Raw genomic sequence first — 24,871 nt, forward strand, 5'->3', positions numbered from 1 at the left:
TTCCTGCTGCTAGTGCGTCCTGAAATCTATGTCACCAGCCGAGCAAGAATGGGGACGGGCATTGCGAAAAGTGCCAGGTGCGAGTGCATCCGTTTTTCCCGAATTAAATCACCCTAACTGGGCGGCAATTGTCACTCATTCCGCCTTGGGATTGCGCGAGTTATTCGAGCAGTTTCAGCGTGGGGTAGCAGCCGATGTTATCAAGGATTTACCAACAGACAAGCCGATCGAACCCGTACTAACAGCTGCCTACAAAGCAGGTGAAACCGTGCTGCAACTGTCCAACACTGCAAGCGTGAAGCAGGGAGATCTGTTAGAAGTGCGCGTACCCGTGGTAGCTCCAGAGTCGCGATCGCCCAAGTTTTCCTTACTTGAGGAGCTGGGGCAGACTAATGACTTACTAGATGCAAGTACTGGCGAACCACCGACAGTAACTGCGAACGATCTCGTTGGCGAGGACGCAAAATTCAAGCAACTCGAAATTGACCTAAATAGTCCGTGCGATCCACAGCCTGGAGTAACGTTACCTTGGCAAAAGGAAGTAGATGCAATCTCTCAAAAACTTCAAGAAATCAGAAGTTACAAAACGTGCCTTCTTGAAGTAGAAGCGGTATTAAACAATCGACAAGTACAGATCGCGCCGACATATTTCAACATACCATCTGGAGTAGAGATCGCCAGAGCTAAAACCGAGCGTGAAATACCCGCAGCAACGTTTCTGCACCATGTTGGGTTGGATTGGCAAGTTCTGGTTGAAGGGCAATCGATCTCCTATCGCGATTACAAGAAAAAAATCGTGTTGCAGCAGCAGGGCATGGACTTAGATGCAGATGGAGAAGTGACAATTGACGGTGTCCGACTGAAAAACACGATGCCTTCATCAGCCTACGAGATTTTTCTCAAAGGGCTGGAAGCAGAGTTAGCAGCAGTTGAAGTAGAAGTTCCCCAGTGCGATCGCGTCGTTCGGCTGGATAAAGCTAAGTTAGAATTACAGGCGCGATATAGAGCGCAAGTACGGAGTTTGGTTAACGAACTATTCGGGCAACGAGGATTGATAAAAGATGGAGCCTCCGGTCGCTCTCTTGTAGAGCGTCCTGTAGAACTTTTAGCGGCAGCAATTGCCCGCGTACAAGAAAAGGGACATGAGCCAAGCTTCGCGAATAATTCCGCTTTGCTACATTCGGCAGCATTTGGATATATTAAGGAGCAGACCAGCCGAGGATGGTCGGAGCATACTTGTGAGTCACATTATCGTGATGCTGTCAATCTAGCACGCCGTTTCGTAATGCAGCTAAGAGAGCAGCTGCAATGGCGCTCTTGGCGCTAGATATGCAATCGACTGCACTTAATTGGCTTGGAGTTGAATCGATAGGAGAAAAACCTGACTTCTATAGATTTTGAGACATATACTGTCAAGTTTCTTATATTACATTGCTTCTTGTAGACATAAACAGTGTACCTCTATTGGATAGCCAAATACTCTTTAGCATCAATTTAGCAACAATCGAGCGATTAACATCCGTGCCGCTTGCTCTGTCAGTTTATAAATCCAGATGTTTGCCCAAATTGCTGACCGAAATCCAGATGTTTACCCAGATTGCTGACCGCAGTCATGTCACTTTCAGTCAAAAATCACTCGGTAGTAGATAAAACTTAGTTAGGCTATTGACAAACACAGCAAGAGGATTAAACTGAGAGCAAGTTGCAAGTCGCTCCTATTTCAGGCAATCAGGAAGTAAATGGCAAAATCATAGTCGAAGCAGAACTCTATGTGTACTGGTGTTAGTACACAACTCGATTCAAGCAATTGAAGGAAGATGAAGAGAAAAACAGTCAAAAGACAAGTCCGCTTAGCGATCGCGAGTAACGCTGGGGGATCGGGAAAAACAACGATGGCAGTACATTTGGCTTACGCAGTGGCAAGCAGAGGTTATAAAGTTGCATTGATAGAACTCGATCAGTCAGGCTCGCTGCGAATCTTTGCGGGATTGACTAAAGTAGTGCCAGAACGATCGACAGCTATTTTATTTCAGAAGAAATTTGACGGAATATATCCTTTAGTGCCGCTGTGGAGCGATCGCGTTAAAGCACTCTTTGCGATTCAAGGCGGAGAAGCTCTAGAGCAGAGTACAAACGAGATCTATTTTGCAGCGCGACGCTACTACATCTTGGGCGATTGCTTAGAGAAATATTCGTTGGATGCCGACTTGATTGTATTTGATACGCCAGCAGCTTTAGAACCGATGGGGTTAGCGGCACTAGCAGCTAGCACTCACGTTCTCGTGCCAATCAAACCGGAATATAAAGATACAGGAGGATTTGCTGGATTACTGGAATGGTATTACAACAAGATTGATGAGTTAAAGCTCAAACCAGAACCAGAGATTTTAGGCTTCGTACCGACCAGAGTGGAATTGGGGAAGGCAACGCATAGAAACATCCTCGGAATCGACGAAAAGGGGAGTAAGCGTCGAGAAATAGACCCAATAGAGACGCTACCAGGACAAATAGAAGGGTTAGGTATTCACTGCTTTCCTTACATCAGAGAATCGAACTACTTTTTGAGTGCAAGCGGAGCGGGACTAACCGTACACTTATACCGACCAGGGTGCGAAGCTAGCAAAAGTTTCGACCCAATTGTGACAAAGCTCGTACAAATGATGGTGGAGGAGTAGAGCGATGGCAGCAGCAAAAGTTGGCATGGGTCAATTATTTGGGGAAGTGGGGCAAGCGCAGCAACTGCATAAGTTGAGAGCGCAACTAGAACAATTGCAAGCAGAGAACGAGCAGTTAAAAACTGGAGCATTGGATGAGCGTACGAAAGCAGCTCTAGAACAACAAGTTGAAGAGCTAACAGCACAATTAGCACGAGCGGGAGGAGAACACGAGATAGCAGTAGCCCTGATCGAATCCGATCCGAACCAACCCAGAACGGCGATTGCCGATCCCATAGTGCGAGAGAGAGCAGTGAGCTTGCAGCGACACGGACAGAAAACTCCAATCGTCCTGTTTCCACCTCAGATGAATGGCAGGTATGCTTTGTTTGATGGAGAGATTAGATGGCGAGCAGCACAGTCAATCGGTTGGAAAACACTTAGAGCAGTCATCGTTCCTCATACGAGCGATGAAGTCCAGAAGTTTGAAGGACAAATTGTCACAGGAATTCATTCACAAAAGCTGCACGATTTAGATTTAGCCAATGCCTTGCTACATTTAATTGGCATGCAGCATTCTCATTTAAGGGAACGGCGTTGGGAAATTCCGAAAATCTTAAATACTGCCTTCCGACGCTTGCAGCGTCAAGGAAAGCATTTACAACTAGCTCAAATTAGAAGCGCACCCGAAGAAGAACAACAGCAGTGGATCGAGACGGTTGGTTTCAAAGATGCTCAAGAGCAGGCGGTTTTTGCTACACTTCTGCGCTTACAACTCAACCCGATCACGATCAACAATGTGGTTTTTCCATTGCTAAATTTAGCACCAGATCTTAAACAAGCAATTAATGCTCAAGGATTGGACGCAAGCAAAGCTAGAGAACTCAATCGGTTATCAAGCCAACAGCTTGATGTGGGCGAATCAGAAGCAATGTCTATTAGAACTCAAGCAACACAGCAAGTTCTAGAGCAGAAACATTCCCTCAACCAGGTGAAAGAATTAGTCGAGCAGCTGATTAGTAAATACAGTCCCAAAAGTCATAGTCGAGATAGCGCGATCGTTAAATTTACAAAAACAGTACGACAGCTCGACGTTCAAACAATTGCAAATCTACAGGATTTGGAAGAACTAGAAAAAGTGTTGCAAGAAAAGTTAGCCCAAATAGAAGCTTGGCGGAATCAACAGGATACTTAAGAACAGCGTTACTGAATGCGATGCTCGTTCCTATAGGGGTAGAGCGCAGGGCTTTTTGCTAAATGGTTAGTTAACTTAGGATAGTGACGAAAAAAGTAGGAATAACAAGTAAATGCCATCAAAAAGGGTTTCTGTTCGAGAGTACACGGTACGCGCTCACGAACGCACAATCCATACCCGCCTGTTCAAATTTATCTGTCAACAGTGCAGTCAGCCAACAGAAAGGGAGACATATGGAGCTAGACCGCTGTACTGCGAGAGTTGTCGTCCACCGGGCTTGCGAGCAATTGAAGATCCAAAGTATAAAAAGAAGAAGCCTAGACCCGTACTGGTCAAACGGGCTAAGAACAAAGCGAGAATATAGCGGCGATCGGTGGAGGGAAATGGAAGAAATTGCGAAGGTCGCGACAAAGCCAAGTTCCGCCTTCGGCATCGCAAATCTACTGTGTTGGCAAGGAAAAATACTGTTAGTTTTCTACACGGACTATAACCGTTGGCAATTTCAGTTGCTGAGCGAGGAAGGAGAAGTATTTGGAGAACAGCAAACTTATCAAACAGCGATAGATGCGGAAAGGGCGGGAAGAGAATGGGTAGCAGGCTGTAAGGGCGATCGCAGCTAAGCAACTCGTCAAAAGGTAGGAGAGCATTTACGCTCTGCAAGTAACCCGCACAAGCAACCCATCATAGCGAGGATCGGCTATCCAAAGGACGAGTGCGTGCAATCTCTAACGCGCTTGCTCTATTTGTTAGAGCAGATTCTCTCATACCTGATGACTCTACAATGGAAAAATACCGGAAACTAGTCAAACGCCATCGTCTTGAAAAGGTTGAAGAAAGCGCTGATTCTGGTTTGCTAGCATCAACGCTAGCCCAAGCTAATCAACCAATAAAGTCCCCAAAAGCACCTGCTGGAGAGCAGGCGAGCGATGAAATAGTGGCAGTGCCAAGCTCGCCAGATCGTTGGGAATCTTTAGGTGTATATCCATCGAACTCATCCACATATTCTCAATGGCAGCAAGAGTTGCGAGAGATTGAGTGGGAGCAGGAGAACGATGTCTGGGAGTCTTGTCCCTATGATTAAAGCGGAAGTAGTTTTAGCCTTGCAGGAGTTTTAGGTCGATCGGGCAAGGAAATTTTAGTTGGAGTCTGTTTCTGCTCCAAGCAGATTTCATCTAGATCGCTCTCCGAAACCGCCCTGAATTTTCTGACTATACATACTGCTGATGTGGGGAAGAAATATTCAACAGCCAAACTTCAACCAACGGCATTCCCAAACCTTGTTGTCGTGCCAGCAGAGAAATCACCTCGCCATCGTGCTGCATCCGGACGGTCGCAATCACCCAGACAGATCGGCACTAGTAAGTGCCTAAAAACTGGACGAATTCCAGTTGCGAACTCACGGCATTCTACAACCGCAAGTCGGCGGTCACGAGTTTGGCTGGCATGAAAGCTGCGAGTGCTAGATACAGCGCATTGTATTCAAACTGCATCTCAATTGCTAGCGAGCGAAGATGTATATAGGGTAACAGTTTCAGGTATTGACTAACTTGCAATTTTTGATAGATCGTTGCCGCTCGCATCAAACTATTCCTGAACTGTCAGACAGCAACATCAGGCAAAGAAACCCAGATTCCAATTGGGCTGTAAAAATCTTCGCGCTGTTCTAACTCAAAGTCTCCCAACAGAACGGCCAACCAGGTTTTCACCAGTAGATCTCCTAAATCTTTTTCCAGTGTCACTGGATACCGTACTTGCCGTACTAGTTCAACTAATGGCAAGCAGTTTAGTGACATATTGGCAAAACAATCAGCAATTGCGCTAGTCTCAGCAGAAATATCTTCAGTATGAGCGAGCGCTAGTATGAGCTCTTTTTGCTCTACATCGGATAGGATTGAAGTATCATCTGCTTCTAGTTGTTCCACCATTGCCAACACTGCCGATTTATCTACTTGTCCGACTAGAGAGTTATTAGTAGCGATCGCAGTTGGGGGCTGTCGATTTTGGGGATACTGTACTGCTTGGAGTGGCTCAATCAAATCCGATAAATCTAAATGTAGCGACTGCACGAATAGATCGGTACATCCTTCCACATCTACAACTGGTTCGGTCGGATTGTACTGGCTTTCCCATTCCCAAATCAGTGACTCTGCTCGTGCCGCGTAAACTGCTGCGATTCGCGCTAGCCCCTCAGCTCCAATTGCTAACTGTTGTGCCAGCTCGCCATGCTCCATCGCCCGATCTAAAGATAGCAGCAGCGATCGCACGTCCGCCGTTTCGGGAGCAGAGGTAGCATCATCCAATGCCTGCCACAAATCCAATTCGAGCTGTACGATTTCCAACACGTTTTTAGCTATTGGGATGCATTGGACAAGGGCGACTCGGGCAGTTTACCGGATGTAGCTCTACCGAAGAACGAAAGCGCTCGATCTTGATTTCACTATGACTAGAAAAACCCTCTAAGACTCGCACTAGTAACATTTTCACTTGTGCCTCCGCCAATCCCAAACAATGCACTGGTTCGATTTTTGCGACTCGATGGTTGCCCATCCATAACTCAGCTCCAAATGCGTGCAGAGGTGAATCTTTTGTTTCTCGGTAGAAATGAGCGACTGCGGCTGGAGCGGCTGGAGCGGGAATTTCCAAAATCGCTGCGCTCGTTCCTAATTGTTCTGGAGATCGCTCTGTTCGACGGTGCTGTTTGCGATTGTAATTTCGCACCCCACGGTGGCGATAGTAGGAGCGGCGATTGTGGCAGCGCTCGTCGTCCCAACAGCGATCGCCTTCTTGTCCGTGTTTGAGCTTAGCTTCAGTGACGCTCAACTTCGAGCAAAGTCTGCATTTTTCCTGGCTGGGGCGAGACATCACTCCTCCCTCAATGGTACGATTAAGTTTTCCAGCCAAAGGTTATCCGACTTGGATAATGGTGGTGGTGGTACTTGACGATAGTCAATTGACAAATTGTAGGCAGCTTCATCGTAAATAGCGTTTAAGACAGCAGCCAAGTCAAGGGGCACGTCAGGGTCGGGCTGTCGTAGTGGTAACGGAATGACAGGCAATCTATCTAGTAGTTTCAACATCCAAACATCTACCACAGCTTCTGAAGCGTTATCTTCTACTAAGTAAATTTCTAACATAGCCGTGTAACGCTTACGCAGTAGCGGCACTAACACAGCCGCGAAACTTGTTTGCTAGTGTCGAATACACGTCCGATCGTAAATATCCCTTAAGGGTTCATCACAGGATCGGGCGAAGGTGTAGCATCTCATCTAAATCAGAATTCACCCCAAACAGGAGTACCGATGACAATATACAGTATTTTACAACTGGAGCGATCGCAGATTACACCCAAACAGAACTATCAATAAACCCTGAGCTTCATTCAACAGGTTCAGCTGCAAGGTAGATAGCTGCAACTTCTGGAAATTTCAGCTTTTTCAGACAAGGCGATCGCTCTTTTGAGGGCAGGCATTAGCAGAGTTGCTCAGTTCTATTTGCAGCGTTGCATGTTCGATGCCGAAACGATCGCGCAGTTCTCGACTGACTCGAACGAGAAAATCATCGCCTGGATGACCAGCGGGCATGACTAAATGAGCGGTGAGGGCAGTTTGGGTCGTACTCATTGCCCAAATGTGCAGGTCGTGGACAGAAGCTATACCAGGACGTTCGGTTAAATAGGTGCGGACAGCTAGCGGCTCAATCCCTGCTGGAACCGCATCTAAAATTAAATTGAGAGACTCTTGGAGCAGTTGCCAGGTAGTTATGAGGATGACCGCAGTGACGATTAAACCGATCGCTGGATCGAACCACAGCCAACCTGTAACAACAATGGCAATCCCAGCCAGGACACCCCTCATGGTATTTACAATTCTATTTGCGCTTGCGACAGACTTTGATACAATTCCGACTTGCTTTTCTTCTTACGGTTTGCTTCCAGAGAGCCATCATCTGTGGGAGTTACTTTAGTACCTCATCGCTCAAAGCTTTAACCACTGACAACATCTTTTTCAGAATTTGGGTTGAGAGCAAGTTGGATTCGCTTGAGAATTTAAAAAATAGAGGCAGTATACTTTTTTTTCAATCTCACTATTTGCTCGATTACCTGCTTTAATAACTGTTGCTCTTTGTTGACCTATATCAATCGCTGTTTCCTTATTTCGTTCGCGCCGACTAATAGCGCGTAGGTATTTATTGAGCTTAGATAGAATAAATCTTTTCACAACAAGAACTCATCTAAAATTTCTAGCAATCTCTATCTAGCAAAGGTAAGAAGCGCGATCGCTTTCGTTGAGGGCTACTATCTGTAAAGTGGACTCGCCAATTCCAAACGCTTGCCCTAATTGAGCTTGCAACTGCAAGAGCAGACTATCTCGCTCCTGAGCGTTCAGAGATTCCACAGCTAAATGAGCGCACAGCACCACCTGTCCAGAGGTAATCGTCCAGATATGCAGCTTGTCTACTTGTCGGACGCAGGCGTTGGTACTCAAGACAGCTTCAACCGCAGATACGTCAATGTTTGGAGGAGCGTATTCCATCAGAATTCTCAAGCTATCCCAAACGAGCGGCAAGGCACTCAGACAAATGAGACAGGCAACGAACAAACTAGCAACTGCATCTGCCAAAAACCAATTGAACCAATAAACTACTATTGCTGCTAAAATTACGCCGAAAAAGCTGACGGCATCGGCTACCACATGGAGAAAAGCACCCCGCAGATTCAAGTCCCGATCGCTGTCTTCGTGCAGCAAGCTGACAAGCAAAATGTTGATTGCCAAGCCCAGTGCCGCTACAATCAGTGTGGGTAAAGCCGAAACTGGTTCTGGAGCTTGGAATCGCTCAATAGCTCTCCAAGCGATGAGAGCGGCGATCGCGATGAGGATCGATCCATTCATCAGTGCGACTAAAATCTCTAGCCGTCGATACCCAAAAGTTGCCCGACCTGTGGCTGGGAGCTGTGCTAAAGAAGCTGCTATCAACGCTGCTCCCAGCGTAAAGACATCTGAAAGCATATGCCCTGCAACTGCAAGCAGTGACAGACTATGAGTCCAGAACCCAACTACTAGTTCCACTAGCAACAGACTACTTCGCAATCCTATGACAATCCAGAGTCGCCGTACGTTTTGCGTACCTGGCACAGCCTCTGTAGGCTTCAGGTGGGAGTGTTCAAAGTTTAGGTTTGTGAAACTCATAATCTTTCTGAGCTGTTCGAGTATTGATTTAACAGTTAGTAGACTGGAGCAATCTATCTACTGCTCAGTAAAATTAAGCCGATCGAAAATCAAATAGTTCTCCCAGAAACAATATCGCTCAAATTACTAATATCTCCACAGACAAAACTCAGTGGCTTATACGCAGGACGCTGCCACACTCAATGCAGAACTTGGCATCATGAGGGTTTTCTCTCTCGCAGCTCAGACAGATAACTACTGGGTTAGATGCAGCCATTTCATCATGGTAGCTCGATTGATAGCGGCGGCTTCGACTAGGGATTGAATGACAATCTTCACGATCGCCATAGTCGTAGTAATAGTCATGATGCTCATCGCGATGGTCGTAATCGTGATGTCTATTGTGATGACGATCGCGATCGCGATACTTGTTGTGACGATCTTGGCGATGATGTCCGTGGCGATCGTCACCCAATAGTTCTCTGAAAATATGACCTAATCCCATTTTTCAACCTCCGTAAGTCGACGAAGAATTTTTCTGTTTAATTATTTCCAAACTAACTTCCTCTCAAAACTCTGCTGGCGTTTAAGATGGCAAGCAAAGCTACACCCACATCAGCAAAGACGGCTTCCCACAAAGTCGCCAGACCGAAAACACCTAGTAAAATAAATACACCTTTGACTGACATAGCCAGAATGATATTTTGCCAAACAATTTGACGTGTCTTTTTGCCAGTCTTGATTGCCTCAGCAACCTTTGACGGCGCATCGGTCATAATCACTACGTCCGCAGTTTCGATCGCCGCATCAGAGCCTAATCCTCCCATTGCCATGCCCACGTCAGCCCTGGCAATTACTGGGGCATCGTTAATTCCGTCACCTACAAACACAACTTTACTGTTTTTTTCAGATTGCAAGATGAGTTTTTCAATCGCCTCGACCTTACCTTCTGGTAGTAACTCGGCATAGTAGGAATCTAAACCGAGATTTTGCGCTACTCGCTCGGCTACAGCTCGATTATCTCCCGTCAACATGACGGTTTGCTCAACTCCCTGTTTCTTCAGGGCTTGAATTGCTTGAAATGCATCGTCTTTGAGTTCGTCAGCAATAACAATGTATCCAGCGTAGCCCTTGTCTACAGCTAGATGTACGACAGTACCCTCTATATTGCAGTCATCATGCGAAATATTTTCTCGGTGCAACAGGCGGTCATTTCCTGCTATTACTAACTGATTTCGGACTAGGGCGCGGATGCCATGACCAGCAATTTCTTCGTAAGCCTCAACTTGGGAATCGTCGATCTTTTTCCCATAGGCTTCTCGGATAGATTCAGCCACGGGATGGTTAGAGTGGGACTCTACCTCAGCTGCTAGTTGGAGTAGCTCATCTTGAGTAAACCCATTTTTTGGTACGATCTGCGCTACTTTAAACACGCCCTTAGTCAGCGTTCCTGTTTTGTCAAACACTACCGTCTTGACGCTAGTAAGGGTATCTAAAAAGGTAGAGCCTTTGACCAAAATCCCGCGCTTAGCAGCACCGCCAACACCACCAAAGTAGCCGAGTGGGATGCTAATCACGAGTCCACAAGGACAGGAAATCACCAGCAAGATGAGGGCGCGATAAACCCATTGGTAGCGGTCTGCCCCTGCAATAAATAAAGGAGGAAGTATCGCTACTCCCAGAGAGAGAAAAACGACAACAGGGGTGTAGTACCTAGCGAACTGAGTAATAAATTTCTCCGACTCCGATTTTTTACTGGTAGCATTCTGCACCAAATCCAAAATTTTGGATACGGAAGACTCACCGAATAGTTTGCTCACCTCGATCGTGAGAACGCCAGTTTTGTCGATCGTGCCTGCTAGAACGGAGTCTCCAACTTTTGCAGTTCGCGGTACTGATTCTCCAGTTAAGGCAGAGGTATCGAGCTGAGCCTCACCCTCTACGATCTTGCCGTCCAAGGGAATCTTTTCCCCTGGCTTGACAATGATGATATCCCCTACAGCTATTTCATCTGGCGATACTTTTTTGACTTCGCCACTCGTCTTCAAGTTGGCATAGTCAGGGCGGAACTCCAACAGAGACTTAATCGATCTCTTGGAACGACCGACAGCAAATTCCTGAAATAATTCGCCCACTCTGAAAAACAACATTACCGCTACGGCTTCTGGTAGTTGATGAATCGCGATCGCCCCTAACGTCGCTATAGTCATCAAAAAATTCTCGTCAAATACTCGACCTCGGAGGATATTGCGTCCAGCGCTCGTCAACACATTCCAACCACTCAAGAGGTAGGCAGGGATGAAAACTAAATACTCGCCGACTGAGTAAGGTGTACCGTGCAGTTGCTTTTCAAAAATTAAACCGAGGGTAAATAAAATGACTACCAAGATCACCGGAGCCAGTTCCGCCTTTAGGTTAAACTCTCCGTCGCCATGACTGTGACCGTGGTCGTGGTCGTCATGACCGTGCTGATGCTCGTCACCAGCGCAGCTGGAGCAGCCCGAATGGTTTGAACTTGGCTTTGGCATGATGTTTCTTCGCTCCAAGCAAATAAATAATGAATATCTGAGCAGCAATTCAAATTTATTTTTTATTCTACACTCTCGTACTCTCAAACGTGCAAAAATTGCTGCGAGTCATGCACGGTTTATAAAGGCAAATTCATAATGAAAACTATTATCACTTTCACCCTTGATTAATAGAGTGATAATCATTAACAGGAGGAACGAGTTTTTAGGCATGATTTTAATTTTCATCAAAAATGCTTTAAGTACGGTTAAATTTATCTTAATTGTCAGAAAGACGGCTATTGAAGTCATTAGAGTTGAAAGCTTAGACTATTTTGCTCCAGATGCCGATCGCTCCAATGTTGGGGAGATTGAGCCGATGTACGCCCAGATTCATTAGGAAATAGAGTAAAGCCTCCTTTTAGGCTAAACTAATAAGTTGCTGAAATTTCGAGTCGTTTGGGGGTTTTATAGTCTAGGCTTTGGTTATTTGAAAAACAGACCGAGCGAATTTACGCTAGCCGCTATAGCTATGATGTTCTAATCTTTACTTCACTCAAGTTTGGGCAAGAGCGATTATCCGCTCGATTTCAAGCTTTTGAGAGGAATATTCAGCCAGAAAATTACGACGATAAACTCTTGACAAATTGTGCAACGTTGTTTATATATGATGCTGAATAAATTTAGCTAAACGAACGCAAAGAATGAAGAAAGTAGCGGCAATTTTCACTTTGACAACTAACAACAAAATATTAGAAGAATACACTAACTTTGTTCGACAAAAAAATCAGCGACGGATGCGAACTGCGACTTTGACGCTCGGTTTAGTCGTTTCAACAGGAGCTTCTAACCTTTTGATGATTCAACAAAGCGATCGCGCATTGGCAGTTAAACTAACAAGCAACGAACCAACAGTCAGTACTATTCCTATTGGCTCTGAAGTACCTCGACGCAAGAATATAGGTTTAAGCGAACCAGAAGCAGCGAGAGCGCCAATTAATCTGCACGTCCAAAAGCTACGTATGGAGGTTGAGAAACTACAACAGAAATACTCGACTCAAAGCGCATTTGTGCCGAAATCGAGTGAAGGTAGTACTTTAGTCGCGCCTCTCCAACCGATTGCCCCTAGCAAAGCAGATAGTTTAACTGGAAAACTGAATTTTCTACGGTATCTTAATTTGTCAGTCGAGCGATCGATGAAGCCAAAATTGCTTATGGCTCAAGTGTCTGACGCTCCAAAGCCAGCTATAAAAGCTCAGCATTCAACACCAGCCAGTACCACTACTCCTAAATCTAGCTCTAGTGTAGTAACGGCACCCACAGTTGGTTTAGAGACATCAGGAATGCTCGATTTGCTCAAAGGACAGCAGATTTCTCCAGATTTACCGCCTCTGGGTGCAGTAGATACCTACCTACCCAAACCTTTCGAGACTTCAACCCCGTCCAAGTATTACGCTTGGCCCGCAAAAGGCAGCGTGACTTCTAACTATGGCAGACGCTGGGGACGGATGCATCAGGGAATTGACATCGCCGCCGCTGTAGGAATGCCAATTTTCGCCTCAGCTCCAGGTGTTGTAGTCAAAGCAGGCTGGAATTCTGGTGGCTACGGCAATCTAGTGGAGATCCAGCATAGTAATGGCAGTCTGACTCGTTACGCTCATAATCAACGGGTTTTGGTTCGGGTTGGGCAACAAGTTGGGCAAGGTCAACAGATCGCTCAAATGGGTAGCACTGGTCGGAGTAGTGGACCGCACAGCCACTTTGAGTTGCATCTCCTGGGCAAGGGGGTAGTTAATCCCATTGCTTATCTACCGCGTCAAGTTCGTGTATGACGATCTCGTTGAAGCCGTTTCCTCTCCGAATGCTCGACTTTAATTCCAAGTAGTTGCCCCATTGGATCTAGAGATCTACAGAATTTAACAGCGATCGCGCCAAGAAGATAGCTTCAATCTAGCGTCACTCCAAATTCCCCTATCTTTCGCACTACAAAGGCAAGCGCGCAGAGAAACCCAAAGCCTACAATCCCTGCCAGAGGATTTTGATTGATTCCCGTCACCCATTCTGGCACTTGATTCGTGTAATTTATCCAATCCGATACGTCAACTAGGTAATAACCCCAAACCAATCCGGCGTGAAGCCCAATGGCAAATCCTAAGCGCTTTTGGTGTACCTGCCTTGCCCATCCCAAGGTTAACCCTAACAGTAGCAGCCCTGGAAAACTCGGCAATGTGCGGACAATTTCCGTCCAAGGTTTAATAAAGTGTAGTGCTGCATAGATCGTGCTACTAATCCACATAGCCATCTTAAAGTTACAGTTCCAACGCAGTTCGTCAATCAGCCAACCTCGGAAGAGCAATTCTTCAGCAACTCCCACACCCAATCCAACTAGCAAACCTTCCAACCCAAATGAGAGATGGACTCTAGGGAGAGGTTGCCAAGTTAACCATCCCATCCAACTCTCAAAGAGAAAAAGAGTAAAAAGGCTGATGAAGCCAATTCCCAGAGCTGTTAAGAGTTCAAATCCATTCTGGCGGGTTCTCACCAGTCCATGATACTGAAGTGGCTGAGATTGGCGATGGACTTTCCTGCCCCAAATCTGCAACAGCCAGAAAAACTCAACGTACAGAATCAACAGAGCGATCGTACTGCTGGTAGTAACTGTTCCCCATACCCAGTAGATGGGAACAGCGATAGGTAGCCACAGCAACATTAGTACCAGCAGAAAAATGCCGATCCTCGCTGGGACAGGATAGGTAGCAAATTTCGGACAGAGAATTGGCATCAAACTTACTTGTCTCCAGCCATAGACTCGACTAGATCGGGAAAACTACTAAAACAGACAATAAAGGCAACGAATAGCAAAGCTAATTGCATCTACCTAAAATCAACCAAGGAAAAGACCGCTATGGCATAGAACACAATACCAATAGAGCTAGAGACACCTTGCCGATCGCAACCGTTACTTTCTGCTTTTTTCATCCGTCTTGCTAAAGCCAATTTTCTTTTTAACTAAAATATACCCATGTATTTAGACAACTTTTGTGAAAAAGATAGAGTCTTGCAAGTTTATGTTTCAGCTAATCTTGAGTATTTACATATTAATTGTATTATCACTATTAATCTTGAAGTAAAAATGTAACTTAAAAAATTTTTCTATTTTGCAACAAATTTCATCTCAATTTCATCTTGTTTTCCATATAATAAAGTTTAATCACTTACACCTCATGCTTAGCTTAGTCTCAGGCTTTTAGTATACGAGCTTAAAAGCCTGAGTTTTTATAACGATAAGAATGAAATCGAAAACGTCATCTAGAAAAACTAGCTTCATTCCCCAATCTATCCTTCAGACTATAGGAAAGGTTAGATAGGCATTCGATCCACAAGTAGAGTCAAAAGTTTTGAGGCAGTAATAAATGTTTTTGTAGATTTGCTTTCAGTCTTTACGTTCGTTGTGATAATTACGGCTGGTAAGCCACAGCACCGATCGTAACATGAACGAATAACTGTTTCAAATACACATGCTATCAAAAATAGATATGTTATCAAAGTAGTTAAGTTTATAGTAAAAAACAAACTTTTGCTTTTTAATTTAGTGTATGTACTTTTGATTCAGTTGTTATTCCAAGGTTTCAGGAAAAAATGAAAATCAAGAAGCATACTAAAACTCATTCCTTAAGATCGTGGAAGCAAAAATTTTACGATTACACAGGCGAAAGGATAAATTGGTTTTATTTAATCTTACGATTACAAGGCTCAGTTGTTCCAACTATTCTTCCTTGGATATTTTTCTTTAGTGTCTATAGTTTTGCAATTGCACTACTCTATTATGAAAAAATTCACATAACCCTACCAAAAATAGATGGTATTCCTAATGTGGTGTTAAGTTTTAATCTTGTTTTGAGTTTGTTATTAATATTTCGGACTAATACAGCTTACGATCGCTTTTGGGAAGGACGTAAACTGTGGGGAAATTTAGTCAATGCTGTTCGTAATTTGACTCGTGGAATTTGGATAATAATTCAAGAACGAGAAGCGGCAGATCGAGAGGAAAAAAAGGCAGTGATACGGTTAGTAGTTGCTTTCGCAATCGCTATGAAGCTACATTTGCGCCGCGATTCTATAAATGAAGAGTTACTTTCACTTATGTCCGTATCTGAGTATTCAAAGCTACAAGATACAAACCATCCACCCCTGGAGATTACTTTCTGGATAGGAGAGTACTTACAGCATCAATATGATTGTCAATCGATTGATGTTTATCAATTAAATGCTTTGCAAAAATTGCTAGATGAATTAGTGAATATTCTAGGAGGTTGTGAACGAATTTCAAAAACACCAATGCCTTTGAGTTATGCAATTTATTTGAGGCAGCTAGTAGTGTTATATTGTCTGACCTTACCTGTTGAATTAGTGAGTGGCTTGACTTGGTGGACTACCCCAGTTATGGTTTTTATCAGTTTTTTTTTATTTGGAATTGAAGAAATTGGCTCCGAACTTGAAAATCCTTTTGGACACAATCCAAATGACCTACCATTAGACGTAATTTGTCACACAATGCTTCGCAACACCGAAGATATCATTGCAGTTAATACAAATAGCGATCGCTTTTCTAAAAAAGATAGCAAATTTAGACCATAGAGGAAAACTATAAATATTATTTGCTCAAAAAATCAAAAAAGCCGAGTTATAAAGCGTTAGAACGCTTAGGATTTCACAATATTGCTACTACGTACCCAAGACTCCCATGCATACTGCCGTAAAATTTGCCCAAACAGACACCGATCTCATTCGTATTTATTTACGAGAAATTGGTCGCGTACCACTGCTAACTCACGAACAGGAAATTTTTTATGGCAAACAGGTGCAGCGATCGATCGCCTTGCAGTTGGTGAAAGATTCGCTAACCAAGCAGTTAGGTCGAGAACCGTCGCTTGATGAATGGGCAAAAGCTTCGGGAACGTCAGATAATACCCAGCTAACACAAGCGATCGCAGATGGTGAGAATGCTAAGCGCAAGATAGTAGAAGCTAATTTGCGACTGGTGGTTTCCATCGCCAAAAAGTACACCAAGCGCAATTTAGAACTTCTAGACTTGATTCAGGAAGGAACCATTGGCTTGCATCGGGGTGTAGAAAAGTTCGATCCCACCAAAGGGTATCGGCTTTCAACTTATGTCTACTGGTGGATTCGCCAAGCTATAACTAGAGCGATCGCGCAGAACAGCCGCACCATCCGGCTGCCGATCCACATCACTGAGAAGCTCAATAAAATTAAAAAGACACAACGCCAGCTATCCCAACGCCTGAAACGCACGCCGTCAATTTCTGAGTTAGCAGCAGCATTGGAATTGACTCCCAACCAGGTAATCTCGTATCTAGAGGTAGCACGTCAACCTATATCTTTAGAAAAACAAGTAGGAGAAGATCGAGATACAGAGCTGGGTGAAATGTTACAAGATTCTGTTGCTTCTCCAGAGGAGTTTGCGATTCAGTCATTAATGTCCGATAACTTAAAGCAAGTGATGGCAGCAGTTTTGACACTGCAACAGCAGCAGGTATTGAGCTTGCGTTTTGGTCTAGAAGATGGACGAGCGCTTTCGCTGAAAAATATAGGCGAGCGGCTTAACTTTAGCCGCGAACGGGTGCGGCAGATTCAGCAAGAAGCCTTAGCCAAACTCCGCAAGTGCAAGGTTGATATGGATAAATACTTAATTAGTTAACTAGAGCTTTGCATAGTTCATCAAATTAACCTAGTGGCGGGTATACATTTGTAGCCGTGTCGTGTTTGCTCAAAGTCATCAACGGCGAAGGGATCGGTGGTTGCATCAAGGATGGCGATTATTCTCAGCGATTTCCTTGTCTGGCTTTGTCGATCCTGAACCTGCATCTGCTGCGAAGAAGTAAACTCAAAAGCAGTTGGAGCGCGAGTTCAACATCAAATCTTACAGTGTTAGTTCTTGAGTTTTGTCACTCAACCAGGTAATAGACTCTCGTTTCAATATGGCATGAGTACCTCGTCCAAAGATAATTGTGTCTCTAGGCAAAATTTCATCTTGATTTCATCTTTCTCTGTTAAGCTATTTAGCAAAAGGTTAACTCATCTTCGAGCGAGCAAATTTCTTCAAGGTGTGAGATGAAAAAAATCTTAATTTACATTCCTACCAGCTTGATTTTAGCTATTGCAGCTTCTATTTCAGCTAGCTATGCAAGTGAGAATGTTAACACAAATACAAATAATAGTAGAGTTTTTAATATTGAAGACAATTTACAGTTTCCTACTACTCGCTGGCGGATCGTCAAACATGCTTTTCAAATACACATTCCCAAAAATATCGGTGCCCTTTCTCAGCTTATTATTGATACTCCATCGACCATAGCTGTGAGCAATGACATTAACGTATCCGATCGAAATGGTCAGAAAATTAATACTAATGTTTTTGTTGATGATAAAAGAATCATTATATTTTTTCTTAAAAAAGACATTTCTAACACAAAAATCTCGATCGAACTTAACAAAGTCAAGCAACCAGTTCTTGGTTCTGATTCTATATATAGCCTATCAGCTAAAGTTGTTGGCAATGATTCAGAAATTCCCGTAGGTGTAGCTCGATTCCGCACATTTTAGTATACAGATTTGACTGGTAAATTTAGAAGTTTTATTATGATTGTGTGACCTGAGTTCGAGCTAGTAAACAAATGCAGCATACTTTTCAGTAGCACCTTACCAGAATTATGATGCGTGCTTCGACTGGATTTAGGTTAACACTCTTAGTTACAATCACGTTCAGCTTCTAGAGTCTGGAAGATTTAACTTTCAAGGTCGAGTTTAGAGGCAATTTCTGGCTTTAGCTCGATCGCCGATAATGTTAATTTATTTAAAGCTTGCGATCGCTAGAAAATCATGTCTCAGCAGAACAGTCGCGGACATAACCACAGACAGGCTAATTACAACCGTGCCTTTATCATCAGCGTTGCTCTCAATACAGGGTTTGTCATTGTGGAGGCAGTTTACGGTATTATTGCTAACTCCCTCGCCCTACTTGCTGATGCAGGACATAATCTCAGTGATGTTTTGGGGCTGCTGCTAGCTTGGGGAGCAAGCATTCTCGTCCGCCGAAAGACAACACAACGTCGCACGTATGGGCTGCGACGCTCTTCCATTTTGGCGGCGCTGTTGAACGCTGTCTCTCTCCTAGTTGTTGCAGGTGGTATTGGCTGGGAGGCAATCCAACGGTTTCGCGAATCTGCTCCGGTAGCGGGAGGAACGGTGATTGCAGTGGCGGCGATCGGAATTGCGATTAATACGGGCAGCGCTTTGATGTTCTTGTCGGGGCGCAAGCGGGACTTGAATATCAGAGGTGCATTCCTTCACTTAGTTGCGGATGCTGCGGTATCTGTAGGGGTTGTACTGACTGGCATTGCGCTCGTTGCTACGGGCTGGCTTTGGTTAGACCCAGCTGTGAGTTTGGTTGTTACACTGATAATCTTAGTTGGTACCTGGCAACTATTCCAGGAATCTTTCAATCTCATCTTAGATGCAGTTCCAGTAGGCATAGAACCATTGGCTGTCCGCAAATATCTAGCTGAACTTCCCGACGTGATTCAAGTCCACGACCTGCATATTTGGGCAACGAGTACTACAGAGACAGCACTCACGGCTCACCTGGTCATGCCCGCAGGACATCCTGGTGATGCTTTTTTAGTACGAGTAGTCCGAGAGCTTCACGAGCTTTTTGGCATCGATCACCCCACTCTGCAAATCGAGACTGGCGATCCCAGTTCCCCATGTCCTTTCGCTCCAGATAATGTTGTTTAAAGCTGGGTGTAGCGAGAGGAATAACTACAGCATTACTGTTAAAAACTTCCAGTTACTAAGTTATCTCCAAGTGGTGTATTGTAATTGCAAAAATTCTACAGAGAATTTTTAAAAATAGAGTTCTTTAACAAGCAAAAATTTCATTTCTATTTCATAGAATTCTGTCAATATATTGATTGATAGCTCCCTTCTTATTGAATAAAGCTATCAATCAATTATCATTTGAAAATTACGCTCTTTTTCTTATGAAAAAGTATTGGCATGATGCTATCGATTGGCTGTGGCAAACCCCCGAACGTTCTCTGAATGCAGCTTATAATGCAGCACTTGAGATCGAAAGAATAGAAAATGAATACCTTAGAGGTGGGCAAGTCTCATCACTGGATGATTATAGCGATAATGTTGTTAACTATATTGAATCTGAATTGTCTAAATATCTACAAATTGCTCAGACCAGATTATCGGAATTTAAACTAAGCCGTTCTATTATCAATCTATTCATTATAAATATTTCTTCTTATAGTAAAAATTCAAATATTATTGAACTGGTACAAGAGGACATAACAGATAATCGTCAGACTATAGAAGTAAAAGCCGTTACTTGTAAAACAGTAGAAAAACTAATTTTTATTGAGGAAGTTCTTATTAAATACAAATTCTCAAATTCAAAAAATAAAGTTGAGTGCAATTTAATATCTCAAATAAGTGACACAGCTAGCGACACTTCTTTAATTAAGCCTAGCGAACAAATTCCTATGAAAAAGATTCAAGCACTGCAAGATAAATTTAATAAACTCATCTCAGAAAAAAAATCGGCATCAAGGACATCGCTTGATGAACCTAGCGTTATTCCCCGTTCCATTGGTCGAACTATAGAAAAACTCAAAAGGAACTTGAACCCAAATGCAGAAACTGAGGTGATTCAAGAGTTCCGCCGCTCTCGATACCGAACCATCGTTTCTATACGTTATTTATTAATTCTTGTTCTAGTACCTTTTTTAATGAATCAGCTAGCTAAAGGGATTATAATAAGTCCTTTGGTAAATTCATTTTGGAATAATAACCAATCAAATATTTATTTGAATTCTTCTCAGGAAGAAAGAGCACTTACTGAATTAAAAAATTTTGAAGAGAAACTTCGTTTTGATTTTTTAGCTGGAGAATCTCTAGCTCTTACTCCAGAAATTACAGAGAAAAAGTTAAAACAAAAAGCTTCTGAACTAGCTCAAAAATATAACCTTGAGAGTAATAACGCACTTAAAAGTATTTTTGCAGATCTACTGTCAGTGGCTACGTTTGTGGCTTTACTTGTAATAGGAAAACGAGAGATAGCAATATTTAAGTCTTTTATTGATGAAATAGTTTATGGATTAAGTGATTCTGCCAAAGCATTTTTAATTATCCTGCTTACCGATCTATTTGTCGGCTTTCACTCTTCGCATGGTTGGGAAGTAATTTTGGAAAATACTTTACAGCATTTCGGTCTTCCAGAAAATAAAGATTTTGTTTTTATGTTCATAGCCACTTTCCCAGTGGTCTTGGATGTGATCTTTAAGTATTGGATCTTTCGTTACCTTAATCGCGTTTCACCCTCGGCAGTTGCTACTTACCGCAATATGAATGAATAAGATGAATCCACTGTAGATTGAAATTTTAGCTCGACGAACGACACGAATTCATTAGCGGCGTAGAAGGAAAAAAGTTACTAAGATGGCTTCGCGCTAAGGTATAAAATCAAGTTGCGATCGCAAGCAACTCCTCGGACGCGAACTGACTTAACGCTATTGTGTCATGCGGCAATGCCTTAGTTTAAGGGTAGCCGAACAGTAAACGTACTTCCTCTACCCAACTCACTTTGAACCTGAATGCTGCCATGATGTGCTTGGACGATCGCTTGAGCAATCGCTAGACCTAATCCAGTACCCCCCGACTGGCGAGAGCGATCGCTATTCACGCGATAGAAGCGGTCGAAAATTCGAGCTTGGTGTTCGGAAGCAATGCCGATGCCCGTGTCTACAACCTGAATGATGGCACAATGCTCGTGTCGGTCTAGAACGATCGTGACTCTACCCCCTGGGGGGGTGTACTGCATTGCATTGCTCGCTAAGTTAGAAATTAAGCGACCGAGATGCTCTTCATCTCCGATCGCGTAAAGGGCTTGGCGTACCCGTATATCAGCTGTTAGCTTTAAAGTAGCGGCAATTTTCAGAATAGAAAATCCTTCTACTACATCACTGACTAATTCGTTTAAATTACAGGAACTCAGTTTCATTACTAACGCTTGCTGTTTGTGCAATGTTTTTGCCGGATTTTCCATTCGCGAAAGTAACAAAAGATCCTCAACTAATCGAGAAAGGCGATTATTCTGACGTTCGATGGTTGTTAGAGCGTTCTCTATCTCTTGCTCGGACCAAGGCTGCTCGATCTGGCTTTTGTTTTCCATTGTGGCTTGGATCGTTGCTATGGGAGTCCGCAATTCATGTGCAGCGTCAGCTGTAAACTGTCGCATTTTTAAATAAGAACTATAAATGGGTTGGATCGTTACTCCTGAAAACCACCAAGCTGAAGCTCCGATCACAATGATGCCAATTGGTATCCCTGCTAATAGAATTAATTGCAAGTAAGCAAGCGACCGATCGAAGTCCTCCAGCGATCGCCCCACATGGATGTATCCCCAAAGCAGATTCTTGTTAGGATGAAGAGATAAAGAAATTTGACGATAACGCCGACCATCGCGGTTTTGGAGGATTTGCCAAGTGTCCTGTTCTAGCAAAATTGGCAGCCCCGTAGGGTGAAAACCTGTTACGGCAACCAGGTTTCCAGAGGTGTCTAATAAACGTAGGTAGTAGTTGCTTTGGTCAAAGATATTTGTAGAATGAGACTTGGCTACTGCTGTTCGCGTTAAGCAGCCGATCCCATCCGTGCATAGACTTGGTAGGATTTTTTGAGCGTCCGGTCTTACGCGATTAGGGTAAACTAGGCTTGGTTCGAGGCTATCGTGCAGCGTACTTGCTACAGACTCCAGTTCTCGATCTATAGCAGCCAGACCTGTATGGGCGATCGCGTGATAAAGAATAAATCCAGCTAGAGTGCAAATCAGCCCGACAACACTAGCATATATTCCTGCCAGTCGCCAGCGAGTCAGTAGAAATAGCCTATTCTGGAGCGAGGATGATGTTGAAACGGTATCCCATGCCATAGAGAGTTTCAATCGAGCAACTACTGCCAATTTCTGCCAGTTTGCGCCGTAGCAGACGGATTTGGGCTGCTAGAACGTTACTAGTTGGTTCTGTACTTGCCGTCCAAATGAGCTTGACAATTTGCTCGCCGCCGATCACCTGGTTAGGGCGCTTCATAAAACATTCTAACAGTTGAAATTCCTTTGGTGTCAGTAAAAGAAACTGCCTGTCACCGCTTTGCTTCTGATGACAGACAGTGTGAGTGCCGTAATCTAGAATCAGATCGCCAACTTGAAGTTGCTGGGGTTGGATCTGAGGCGATCTGCGCTGCAATGCCCGCAACCGTGCCAGCAGTTCTGCCATGCCAAACGGTTTTACCAGATAATCATCTGCCCCTGCATCTAGCCCAGTCACTCGATCGCTAAGATCGCATTTAGCTGTTAGGATTAAAATTGGCATCGAATTATTCCGCAGCCGCAGCCGCCGACACAGTTCTAAGCCTGATAGCCCTGGCAGTAACCAGTCGAAGATAGCTAGTGTATACTCTGCCCAGTATGTTTCTAGATACATCCAAGCTTCATCGCCATCTAAAACCCAATCAACAACGTACCGCTCTTGCTTTAACCTTTGCCTAATTGCATCACCTAAATCCGGCTCATCCTCCACTAATAGAATTCGCATAACAACCTACTTCGTCCTAGCCATCGTTTCTATGAAGATGCGTTTGAGTTCCAGTAATGTTTTCCATTGAACGCATTCCAAATCCTGCAAAATTTCAACGGTACAAGAAAAGCTACTGGCGATTGCATTGCTTTTCCTGCTTTCTTCTATTTACTCAAAAGAGTTGGTAGATTTACTTTTAGAAAAATTACTAACGGCGCGTTGTAGCGTTGCCAGAGCGCGGTTATAATTTAAAATTGCATTCAGCCGATTCACATCCGCTCGTGTCAGATCGTTTTCGGCAGCAATTACGTCTAATTGAGTACCAGCTCCTCCTTGAAAGCGCACGCGGGCAATTTCTAAACCCTCTTGAGCCTGTTGCAATGCAGCGGTGGCAGTTTGAATGCTGCGGGCATTTGCCTGGAGGTTTTTATATCCCTGCTCCACCTGAAAACGAATTTGATTGCGAGTTTGAGCGAAACGAGTTTCAGCGATCGCTCGGTTGGCATCCTCCTGTGCTGCACCAAATCTAGCAGTTCCGGCATCAAAGAAGTTCCAGCGCAGCCTGGCTCCTGCTGCATATCCATCTTTGAAACTAAATTCGTCGTTAAAGTCATCCAATATTTGATAATTGGCAAACAGACTAACCTGCGGTCTTACACCAGCTAGAGCAATTCGTCTTTGCTGCTGGGCAATTCTCCGTTGCGCTAGCTGTTGTTGCAGCTCTACTCTGTTTTTATACGCCAGCAAAATACTGTCCTCAAGCGATAGCGTCCATCTGCCTGCTTGCCGCACTGGATCGGCAGCACTTACATCTACTGTTTCGCTCAAACTCAACAATTCTACTAATCGACGACGGGCGATATCTTGCTGGCTTTGAGCGTCGATCAGCTCCTGCTCTGCATTGCCAAGCTGCACTCTGGCACGCACGACATCAAATCCAGTACCCAAACCGCCTTCTTCTAATGAGATAGCATCTTGTAAACTCCTGCGGGCATTAGTAACAGCAGCCTGGGAAATTCGTACCTGTTCGTCGGTTTCTTGGAGATCGTAGTAAGTATTTGTGACATCAAGGCGAGTTTGCTCGCTCAGTCGCTCTACCTCTAGTCGCTCGAGACGTACTTGCTCTTGGGCAGATCTAATTCTCGCAGGTCTTCTACCAGCAGTAAAGATGTCGTAACCAACTTCTATGGTACCGCTGAGAACGTTAGCAGGAGAGGATTTTTCATTTAGATATTTCAAGTCGTCAAGAGTCTCTCTGGCAGTCCGTTCGTTGGCAATTTCTGCCTGAGTGTTTAATGTGGGTAATTGAGCTGCCTGCACTTGTCTTAAAGCAGCTTGACTGCGCTGCAAGGTTTGTCTTGCTATCTGGAGATCCCGATTGTTCTTTCGTGCCAACGCGATCGCCTGTTGCAAAGTAATTGGCTGTGCCTGTTGGGATCGAACTTGTTCTGGACTAGTTGGAAGGTCGAGCGGATTCGGACTTGGATTGAGCGAATCCGGCAGTTGGACAGTCTGGCTTTTTGAGACAGTTGGAGAAATTGGTTTGGATTGGGCGATCGCGGATAGAGACTGAGTAGAACTAAAGATTGCACTGACAATCGTCAATACCACAAAACGAGCACTAAACATAAGTTTTCTGTCAGTTTGAAACACCCTTCCACTAGGGGATGAAATAGTCATGAAAAATGCTATA

General features: G+C 44.1%; 25 protein-coding genes and 2 pseudogenes. 14 read left to right on the top strand and 13 right to left on the bottom strand.

What is annotated here, in order from left to right:
- Positions 1-28: 28 nt before the first annotated feature.
- The 6 genes from DSM107010_RS03245 to DSM107010_RS03270 all read left to right on the top strand — a co-directional run bounded on the left by DSM107010_RS03245 (position 29) and on the right by DSM107010_RS03270 (position 4,930).
- Complete coding sequence (locus tag DSM107010_RS03245; RefSeq protein ID WP_106169420.1) at positions 29-1,327, top strand: hypothetical protein; 1,299 nt, start codon at positions 29-31, stop codon at positions 1,325-1,327.
- A 490-nt stretch (positions 1,328-1,817) separates the two neighbouring features.
- Positions 1,818-2,675 carry a ParA family protein gene (locus tag DSM107010_RS03250; protein ID WP_106169421.1) on the top strand — a complete coding sequence of 286 codons (858 nt, stop codon included), beginning with the start codon at positions 1,818-1,820 and terminating at the stop codon, positions 2,673-2,675.
- A 4-nt stretch (positions 2,676-2,679) separates the two neighbouring features.
- Positions 2,680-3,849, top strand: a complete 1,170-nt coding sequence (locus DSM107010_RS03255) for a ParB/RepB/Spo0J family partition protein (RefSeq protein ID WP_106169422.1) — start codon at positions 2,680-2,682, stop codon at positions 3,847-3,849.
- A gap of 112 nt (positions 3,850-3,961) precedes the next feature.
- Positions 3,962-4,213 carry a hypothetical protein gene (locus DSM107010_RS03260; protein ID WP_106169423.1) on the top strand — a complete coding sequence of 84 codons (252 nt, stop codon included), beginning with the start codon at positions 3,962-3,964 and terminating at the stop codon, positions 4,211-4,213.
- Between the two features lie 19 nt (positions 4,214-4,232).
- The gene (locus DSM107010_RS03265) at positions 4,233-4,469 is read left to right on the top strand and encodes a hypothetical protein (protein ID WP_241994099.1); all 237 of its coding nucleotides are present in this window, start codon (positions 4,233-4,235) and stop codon (positions 4,467-4,469) included.
- A 161-nt stretch (positions 4,470-4,630) separates the two neighbouring features.
- On the top strand, positions 4,631-4,930 hold the full coding sequence (locus DSM107010_RS03270) for a hypothetical protein (protein WP_106169424.1): 300 nt from the start codon (positions 4,631-4,633) through the stop codon (positions 4,928-4,930).
- A 127-nt stretch (positions 4,931-5,057) separates the two neighbouring features.
- Here the strand turns inward: DSM107010_RS03270 and DSM107010_RS41970 are convergent, their stop codons facing one another.
- The 9 genes and pseudogenes from DSM107010_RS41970 to DSM107010_RS03305 form a co-directional block, all read right to left on the bottom strand.
- Positions 5,058-5,189, bottom strand: a complete 132-nt coding sequence (locus DSM107010_RS41970; RefSeq protein WP_258184010.1) for a hypothetical protein — start codon at positions 5,187-5,189, stop codon at positions 5,058-5,060.
- A 66-nt stretch (positions 5,190-5,255) separates the two neighbouring features.
- Positions 5,256-5,429: a hypothetical protein gene (locus DSM107010_RS38135; RefSeq protein ID WP_158631728.1), complete on the bottom strand. Its 174-nt coding sequence runs from the start codon at positions 5,427-5,429 to the stop codon at positions 5,256-5,258.
- Positions 5,430-5,447: 18 nt separating this feature from the next.
- Complete coding sequence (locus tag DSM107010_RS03275) at positions 5,448-6,191, bottom strand: hypothetical protein (RefSeq protein ID WP_127022357.1); 744 nt, start codon at positions 6,189-6,191, stop codon at positions 5,448-5,450.
- Positions 6,192-6,195: 4 nt separating this feature from the next.
- Positions 6,196-6,711: a hypothetical protein gene (locus DSM107010_RS03280; protein WP_127022360.1), complete on the bottom strand. Its 516-nt coding sequence runs from the start codon at positions 6,709-6,711 to the stop codon at positions 6,196-6,198.
- A complete protein-coding gene (locus tag DSM107010_RS03285) occupies positions 6,711-7,013 on the bottom strand; it encodes a DUF4058 family protein (protein ID WP_199755378.1) in 303 nt (100 codons plus the stop codon). The genes DSM107010_RS03280 and DSM107010_RS03285 overlap by 1 nt, the downstream gene beginning before the upstream one ends.
- 270 nt (positions 7,014-7,283) lie before the next feature.
- Positions 7,284-7,706 (bottom strand): annotated as a pseudogene (locus DSM107010_RS03290) (cation diffusion facilitator family transporter); the annotation flags it as partial.
- A gap of 396 nt (positions 7,707-8,102) precedes the next feature.
- Positions 8,103-9,035 (bottom strand): cation diffusion facilitator family transporter, encoded by a 933-nt coding sequence (locus DSM107010_RS03295; protein ID WP_241994100.1) that lies wholly within the window; start codon positions 9,033-9,035, stop codon positions 8,103-8,105.
- A gap of 148 nt (positions 9,036-9,183) precedes the next feature.
- The gene (locus DSM107010_RS03300) at positions 9,184-9,519 is read right to left on the bottom strand and encodes a hypothetical protein (RefSeq protein ID WP_106168039.1); all 336 of its coding nucleotides are present in this window, start codon (positions 9,517-9,519) and stop codon (positions 9,184-9,186) included.
- 52 nt (positions 9,520-9,571) lie between these two features.
- Positions 9,572-11,542 (bottom strand): heavy metal translocating P-type ATPase, encoded by a 1,971-nt coding sequence (locus DSM107010_RS03305; protein WP_106168040.1) that lies wholly within the window; start codon positions 11,540-11,542, stop codon positions 9,572-9,574.
- Between the two features lie 211 nt (positions 11,543-11,753).
- Between DSM107010_RS03305 and DSM107010_RS39335 the strand changes: the two genes are divergently transcribed.
- Together DSM107010_RS39335 and DSM107010_RS42825 are read left to right on the top strand one after the other, a co-directional pair.
- Positions 11,754-11,921, top strand: coding sequence for a hypothetical protein (locus DSM107010_RS39335; protein WP_181246379.1), 168 nt, complete (start codon positions 11,754-11,756; stop codon positions 11,919-11,921).
- A 961-nt stretch (positions 11,922-12,882) separates the two neighbouring features.
- Positions 12,883-13,353, top strand: a pseudogene (locus DSM107010_RS42825) (M23 family metallopeptidase); the annotation flags it as partial.
- Positions 13,354-13,466: 113 nt separating this feature from the next.
- Here DSM107010_RS42825 and DSM107010_RS03315 read toward each other — a convergent pair.
- The gene (locus tag DSM107010_RS03315) at positions 13,467-14,303 is read right to left on the bottom strand and encodes a CPBP family intramembrane glutamic endopeptidase (protein ID WP_127022366.1); all 837 of its coding nucleotides are present in this window, start codon (positions 14,301-14,303) and stop codon (positions 13,467-13,469) included.
- Positions 14,304-15,160: 857 nt separating this feature from the next.
- On the opposite strand from DSM107010_RS03315, the gene DSM107010_RS03320 reads away from it, so the two are divergent.
- The 6 genes from DSM107010_RS03320 (at position 15,161) to DSM107010_RS03340 (ending at position 20,964) form a co-directional block, all read left to right on the top strand.
- The gene (locus tag DSM107010_RS03320) at positions 15,161-16,159 is read left to right on the top strand and encodes a bestrophin family protein (protein ID WP_106171642.1); all 999 of its coding nucleotides are present in this window, start codon (positions 15,161-15,163) and stop codon (positions 16,157-16,159) included.
- Between the two features lie 106 nt (positions 16,160-16,265).
- Positions 16,266-17,240 carry an RNA polymerase sigma factor, RpoD/SigA family gene (locus DSM107010_RS03325; RefSeq protein ID WP_127022369.1) on the top strand — a complete coding sequence of 325 codons (975 nt, stop codon included), beginning with the start codon at positions 16,266-16,268 and terminating at the stop codon, positions 17,238-17,240.
- A gap of 61 nt (positions 17,241-17,301) precedes the next feature.
- The gene (locus DSM107010_RS41975; protein ID WP_258184117.1) at positions 17,302-17,424 is read left to right on the top strand and encodes a hypothetical protein; all 123 of its coding nucleotides are present in this window, start codon (positions 17,302-17,304) and stop codon (positions 17,422-17,424) included.
- Between the two features lie 229 nt (positions 17,425-17,653).
- Positions 17,654-18,145 (top strand): hypothetical protein, encoded by a 492-nt coding sequence (locus DSM107010_RS03330; RefSeq protein WP_106171030.1) that lies wholly within the window; start codon positions 17,654-17,656, stop codon positions 18,143-18,145.
- A gap of 276 nt (positions 18,146-18,421) precedes the next feature.
- Positions 18,422-19,336, top strand: a complete 915-nt coding sequence (locus DSM107010_RS03335; RefSeq protein WP_106171027.1) for a cation diffusion facilitator family transporter — start codon at positions 18,422-18,424, stop codon at positions 19,334-19,336.
- 194 nt (positions 19,337-19,530) lie between these two features.
- Entirely contained in the window at positions 19,531-20,964 is a 1,434-nt protein-coding gene (locus DSM107010_RS03340; RefSeq protein ID WP_241994101.1) for a proton extrusion protein PcxA, read from the top strand.
- 176 nt (positions 20,965-21,140) lie between these two features.
- On the opposite strand, the gene rppB is transcribed toward DSM107010_RS03340, so the two are convergent.
- The 3 genes from rppB to DSM107010_RS03355 form a co-directional block, all read right to left on the bottom strand.
- Entirely contained in the window at positions 21,141-22,535 is a 1,395-nt protein-coding gene (gene rppB / locus DSM107010_RS03345) for a two-component system sensor histidine kinase RppB (protein WP_106171057.1), read from the bottom strand.
- Positions 22,492-23,196 (bottom strand): two-component system response regulator RppA, encoded by a 705-nt coding sequence (rppA, locus tag DSM107010_RS03350; RefSeq protein ID WP_106171054.1) that lies wholly within the window; start codon positions 23,194-23,196, stop codon positions 22,492-22,494. The genes rppB and rppA overlap by 44 nt, the downstream gene beginning before the upstream one ends.
- Before the next feature lie 150 nt (positions 23,197-23,346).
- On the bottom strand, positions 23,347-24,807 hold the full coding sequence (locus tag DSM107010_RS03355) for a TolC family protein (protein ID WP_127022372.1): 1,461 nt from the start codon (positions 24,805-24,807) through the stop codon (positions 23,347-23,349).
- Between the last annotated feature and the right edge of the window lie 64 nt (positions 24,808-24,871).

The organism is Chroococcidiopsis cubana SAG 39.79, assembly GCF_003991895.1.
GTDB lineage: Bacteria > Cyanobacteriota > Cyanobacteriia > Cyanobacteriales > Chroococcidiopsidaceae > Chroococcidiopsis > Chroococcidiopsis thermalis.

Excerpts from the sequence above, each read along its gene's own strand:
- DSM107010_RS03295 (WP_241994100.1), bottom strand. The coding sequence starts at position 9,035 with ATGAGTTTCACAAACCTAAACTTTGAACACTCCCACCTGAAGCCTACA.
- DSM107010_RS03355 (WP_127022372.1), bottom strand. The coding sequence starts at position 24,807 with ATGTTTAGTGCTCGTTTTGTGGTATTGACGATTGTCAGTGCAATCTTT.
- DSM107010_RS03255 (WP_106169422.1), top strand. The coding sequence starts at position 2,680 with ATGGCAGCAGCAAAAGTTGGCATGGGTCAATTATTTGGGGAAGTGGGG.
- DSM107010_RS03320 (WP_106171642.1), top strand. The coding sequence starts at position 15,161 with ATGAAAATCAAGAAGCATACTAAAACTCATTCCTTAAGATCGTGGAAG.
- DSM107010_RS03305 (WP_106168040.1), bottom strand. The coding sequence starts at position 11,542 with ATGCCAAAGCCAAGTTCAAACCATTCGGGCTGCTCCAGCTGCGCTGGT.
- rppA (WP_106171054.1), bottom strand. The coding sequence starts at position 23,196 with ATGCGAATTCTATTAGTGGAGGATGAGCCGGATTTAGGTGATGCAATT.
- DSM107010_RS03265 (WP_241994099.1), top strand. The coding sequence starts at position 4,233 with ATGGAAGAAATTGCGAAGGTCGCGACAAAGCCAAGTTCCGCCTTCGGC.
- DSM107010_RS03335 (WP_106171027.1), top strand. The coding sequence starts at position 18,422 with ATGTCTCAGCAGAACAGTCGCGGACATAACCACAGACAGGCTAATTAC.
- DSM107010_RS03245 (WP_106169420.1), top strand. The coding sequence starts at position 29 with ATGTCACCAGCCGAGCAAGAATGGGGACGGGCATTGCGAAAAGTGCCA.
- DSM107010_RS03300 (WP_106168039.1), bottom strand. The coding sequence starts at position 9,519 with ATGGGATTAGGTCATATTTTCAGAGAACTATTGGGTGACGATCGCCAC.
- rppB (WP_106171057.1), bottom strand. The coding sequence starts at position 22,535 with ATGGCATGGGATACCGTTTCAACATCATCCTCGCTCCAGAATAGGCTA.
- DSM107010_RS03330 (WP_106171030.1), top strand. The coding sequence starts at position 17,654 with ATGAAAAAAATCTTAATTTACATTCCTACCAGCTTGATTTTAGCTATT.
- DSM107010_RS03260 (WP_106169423.1), top strand. The coding sequence starts at position 3,962 with ATGCCATCAAAAAGGGTTTCTGTTCGAGAGTACACGGTACGCGCTCAC.
- DSM107010_RS03325 (WP_127022369.1), top strand. The coding sequence starts at position 16,266 with ATGCATACTGCCGTAAAATTTGCCCAAACAGACACCGATCTCATTCGT.
- DSM107010_RS03280 (WP_127022360.1), bottom strand. The coding sequence starts at position 6,711 with ATGTCTCGCCCCAGCCAGGAAAAATGCAGACTTTGCTCGAAGTTGAGC.
- DSM107010_RS03270 (WP_106169424.1), top strand. The coding sequence starts at position 4,631 with ATGGAAAAATACCGGAAACTAGTCAAACGCCATCGTCTTGAAAAGGTT.
- DSM107010_RS38135 (WP_158631728.1), bottom strand. The coding sequence starts at position 5,429 with ATGCGAGCGGCAACGATCTATCAAAAATTGCAAGTTAGTCAATACCTG.
- DSM107010_RS39335 (WP_181246379.1), top strand. The coding sequence starts at position 11,754 with ATGATTTTAATTTTCATCAAAAATGCTTTAAGTACGGTTAAATTTATC.
- DSM107010_RS03250 (WP_106169421.1), top strand. The coding sequence starts at position 1,818 with ATGAAGAGAAAAACAGTCAAAAGACAAGTCCGCTTAGCGATCGCGAGT.
- DSM107010_RS03315 (WP_127022366.1), bottom strand. The coding sequence starts at position 14,303 with ATGCCAATTCTCTGTCCGAAATTTGCTACCTATCCTGTCCCAGCGAGG.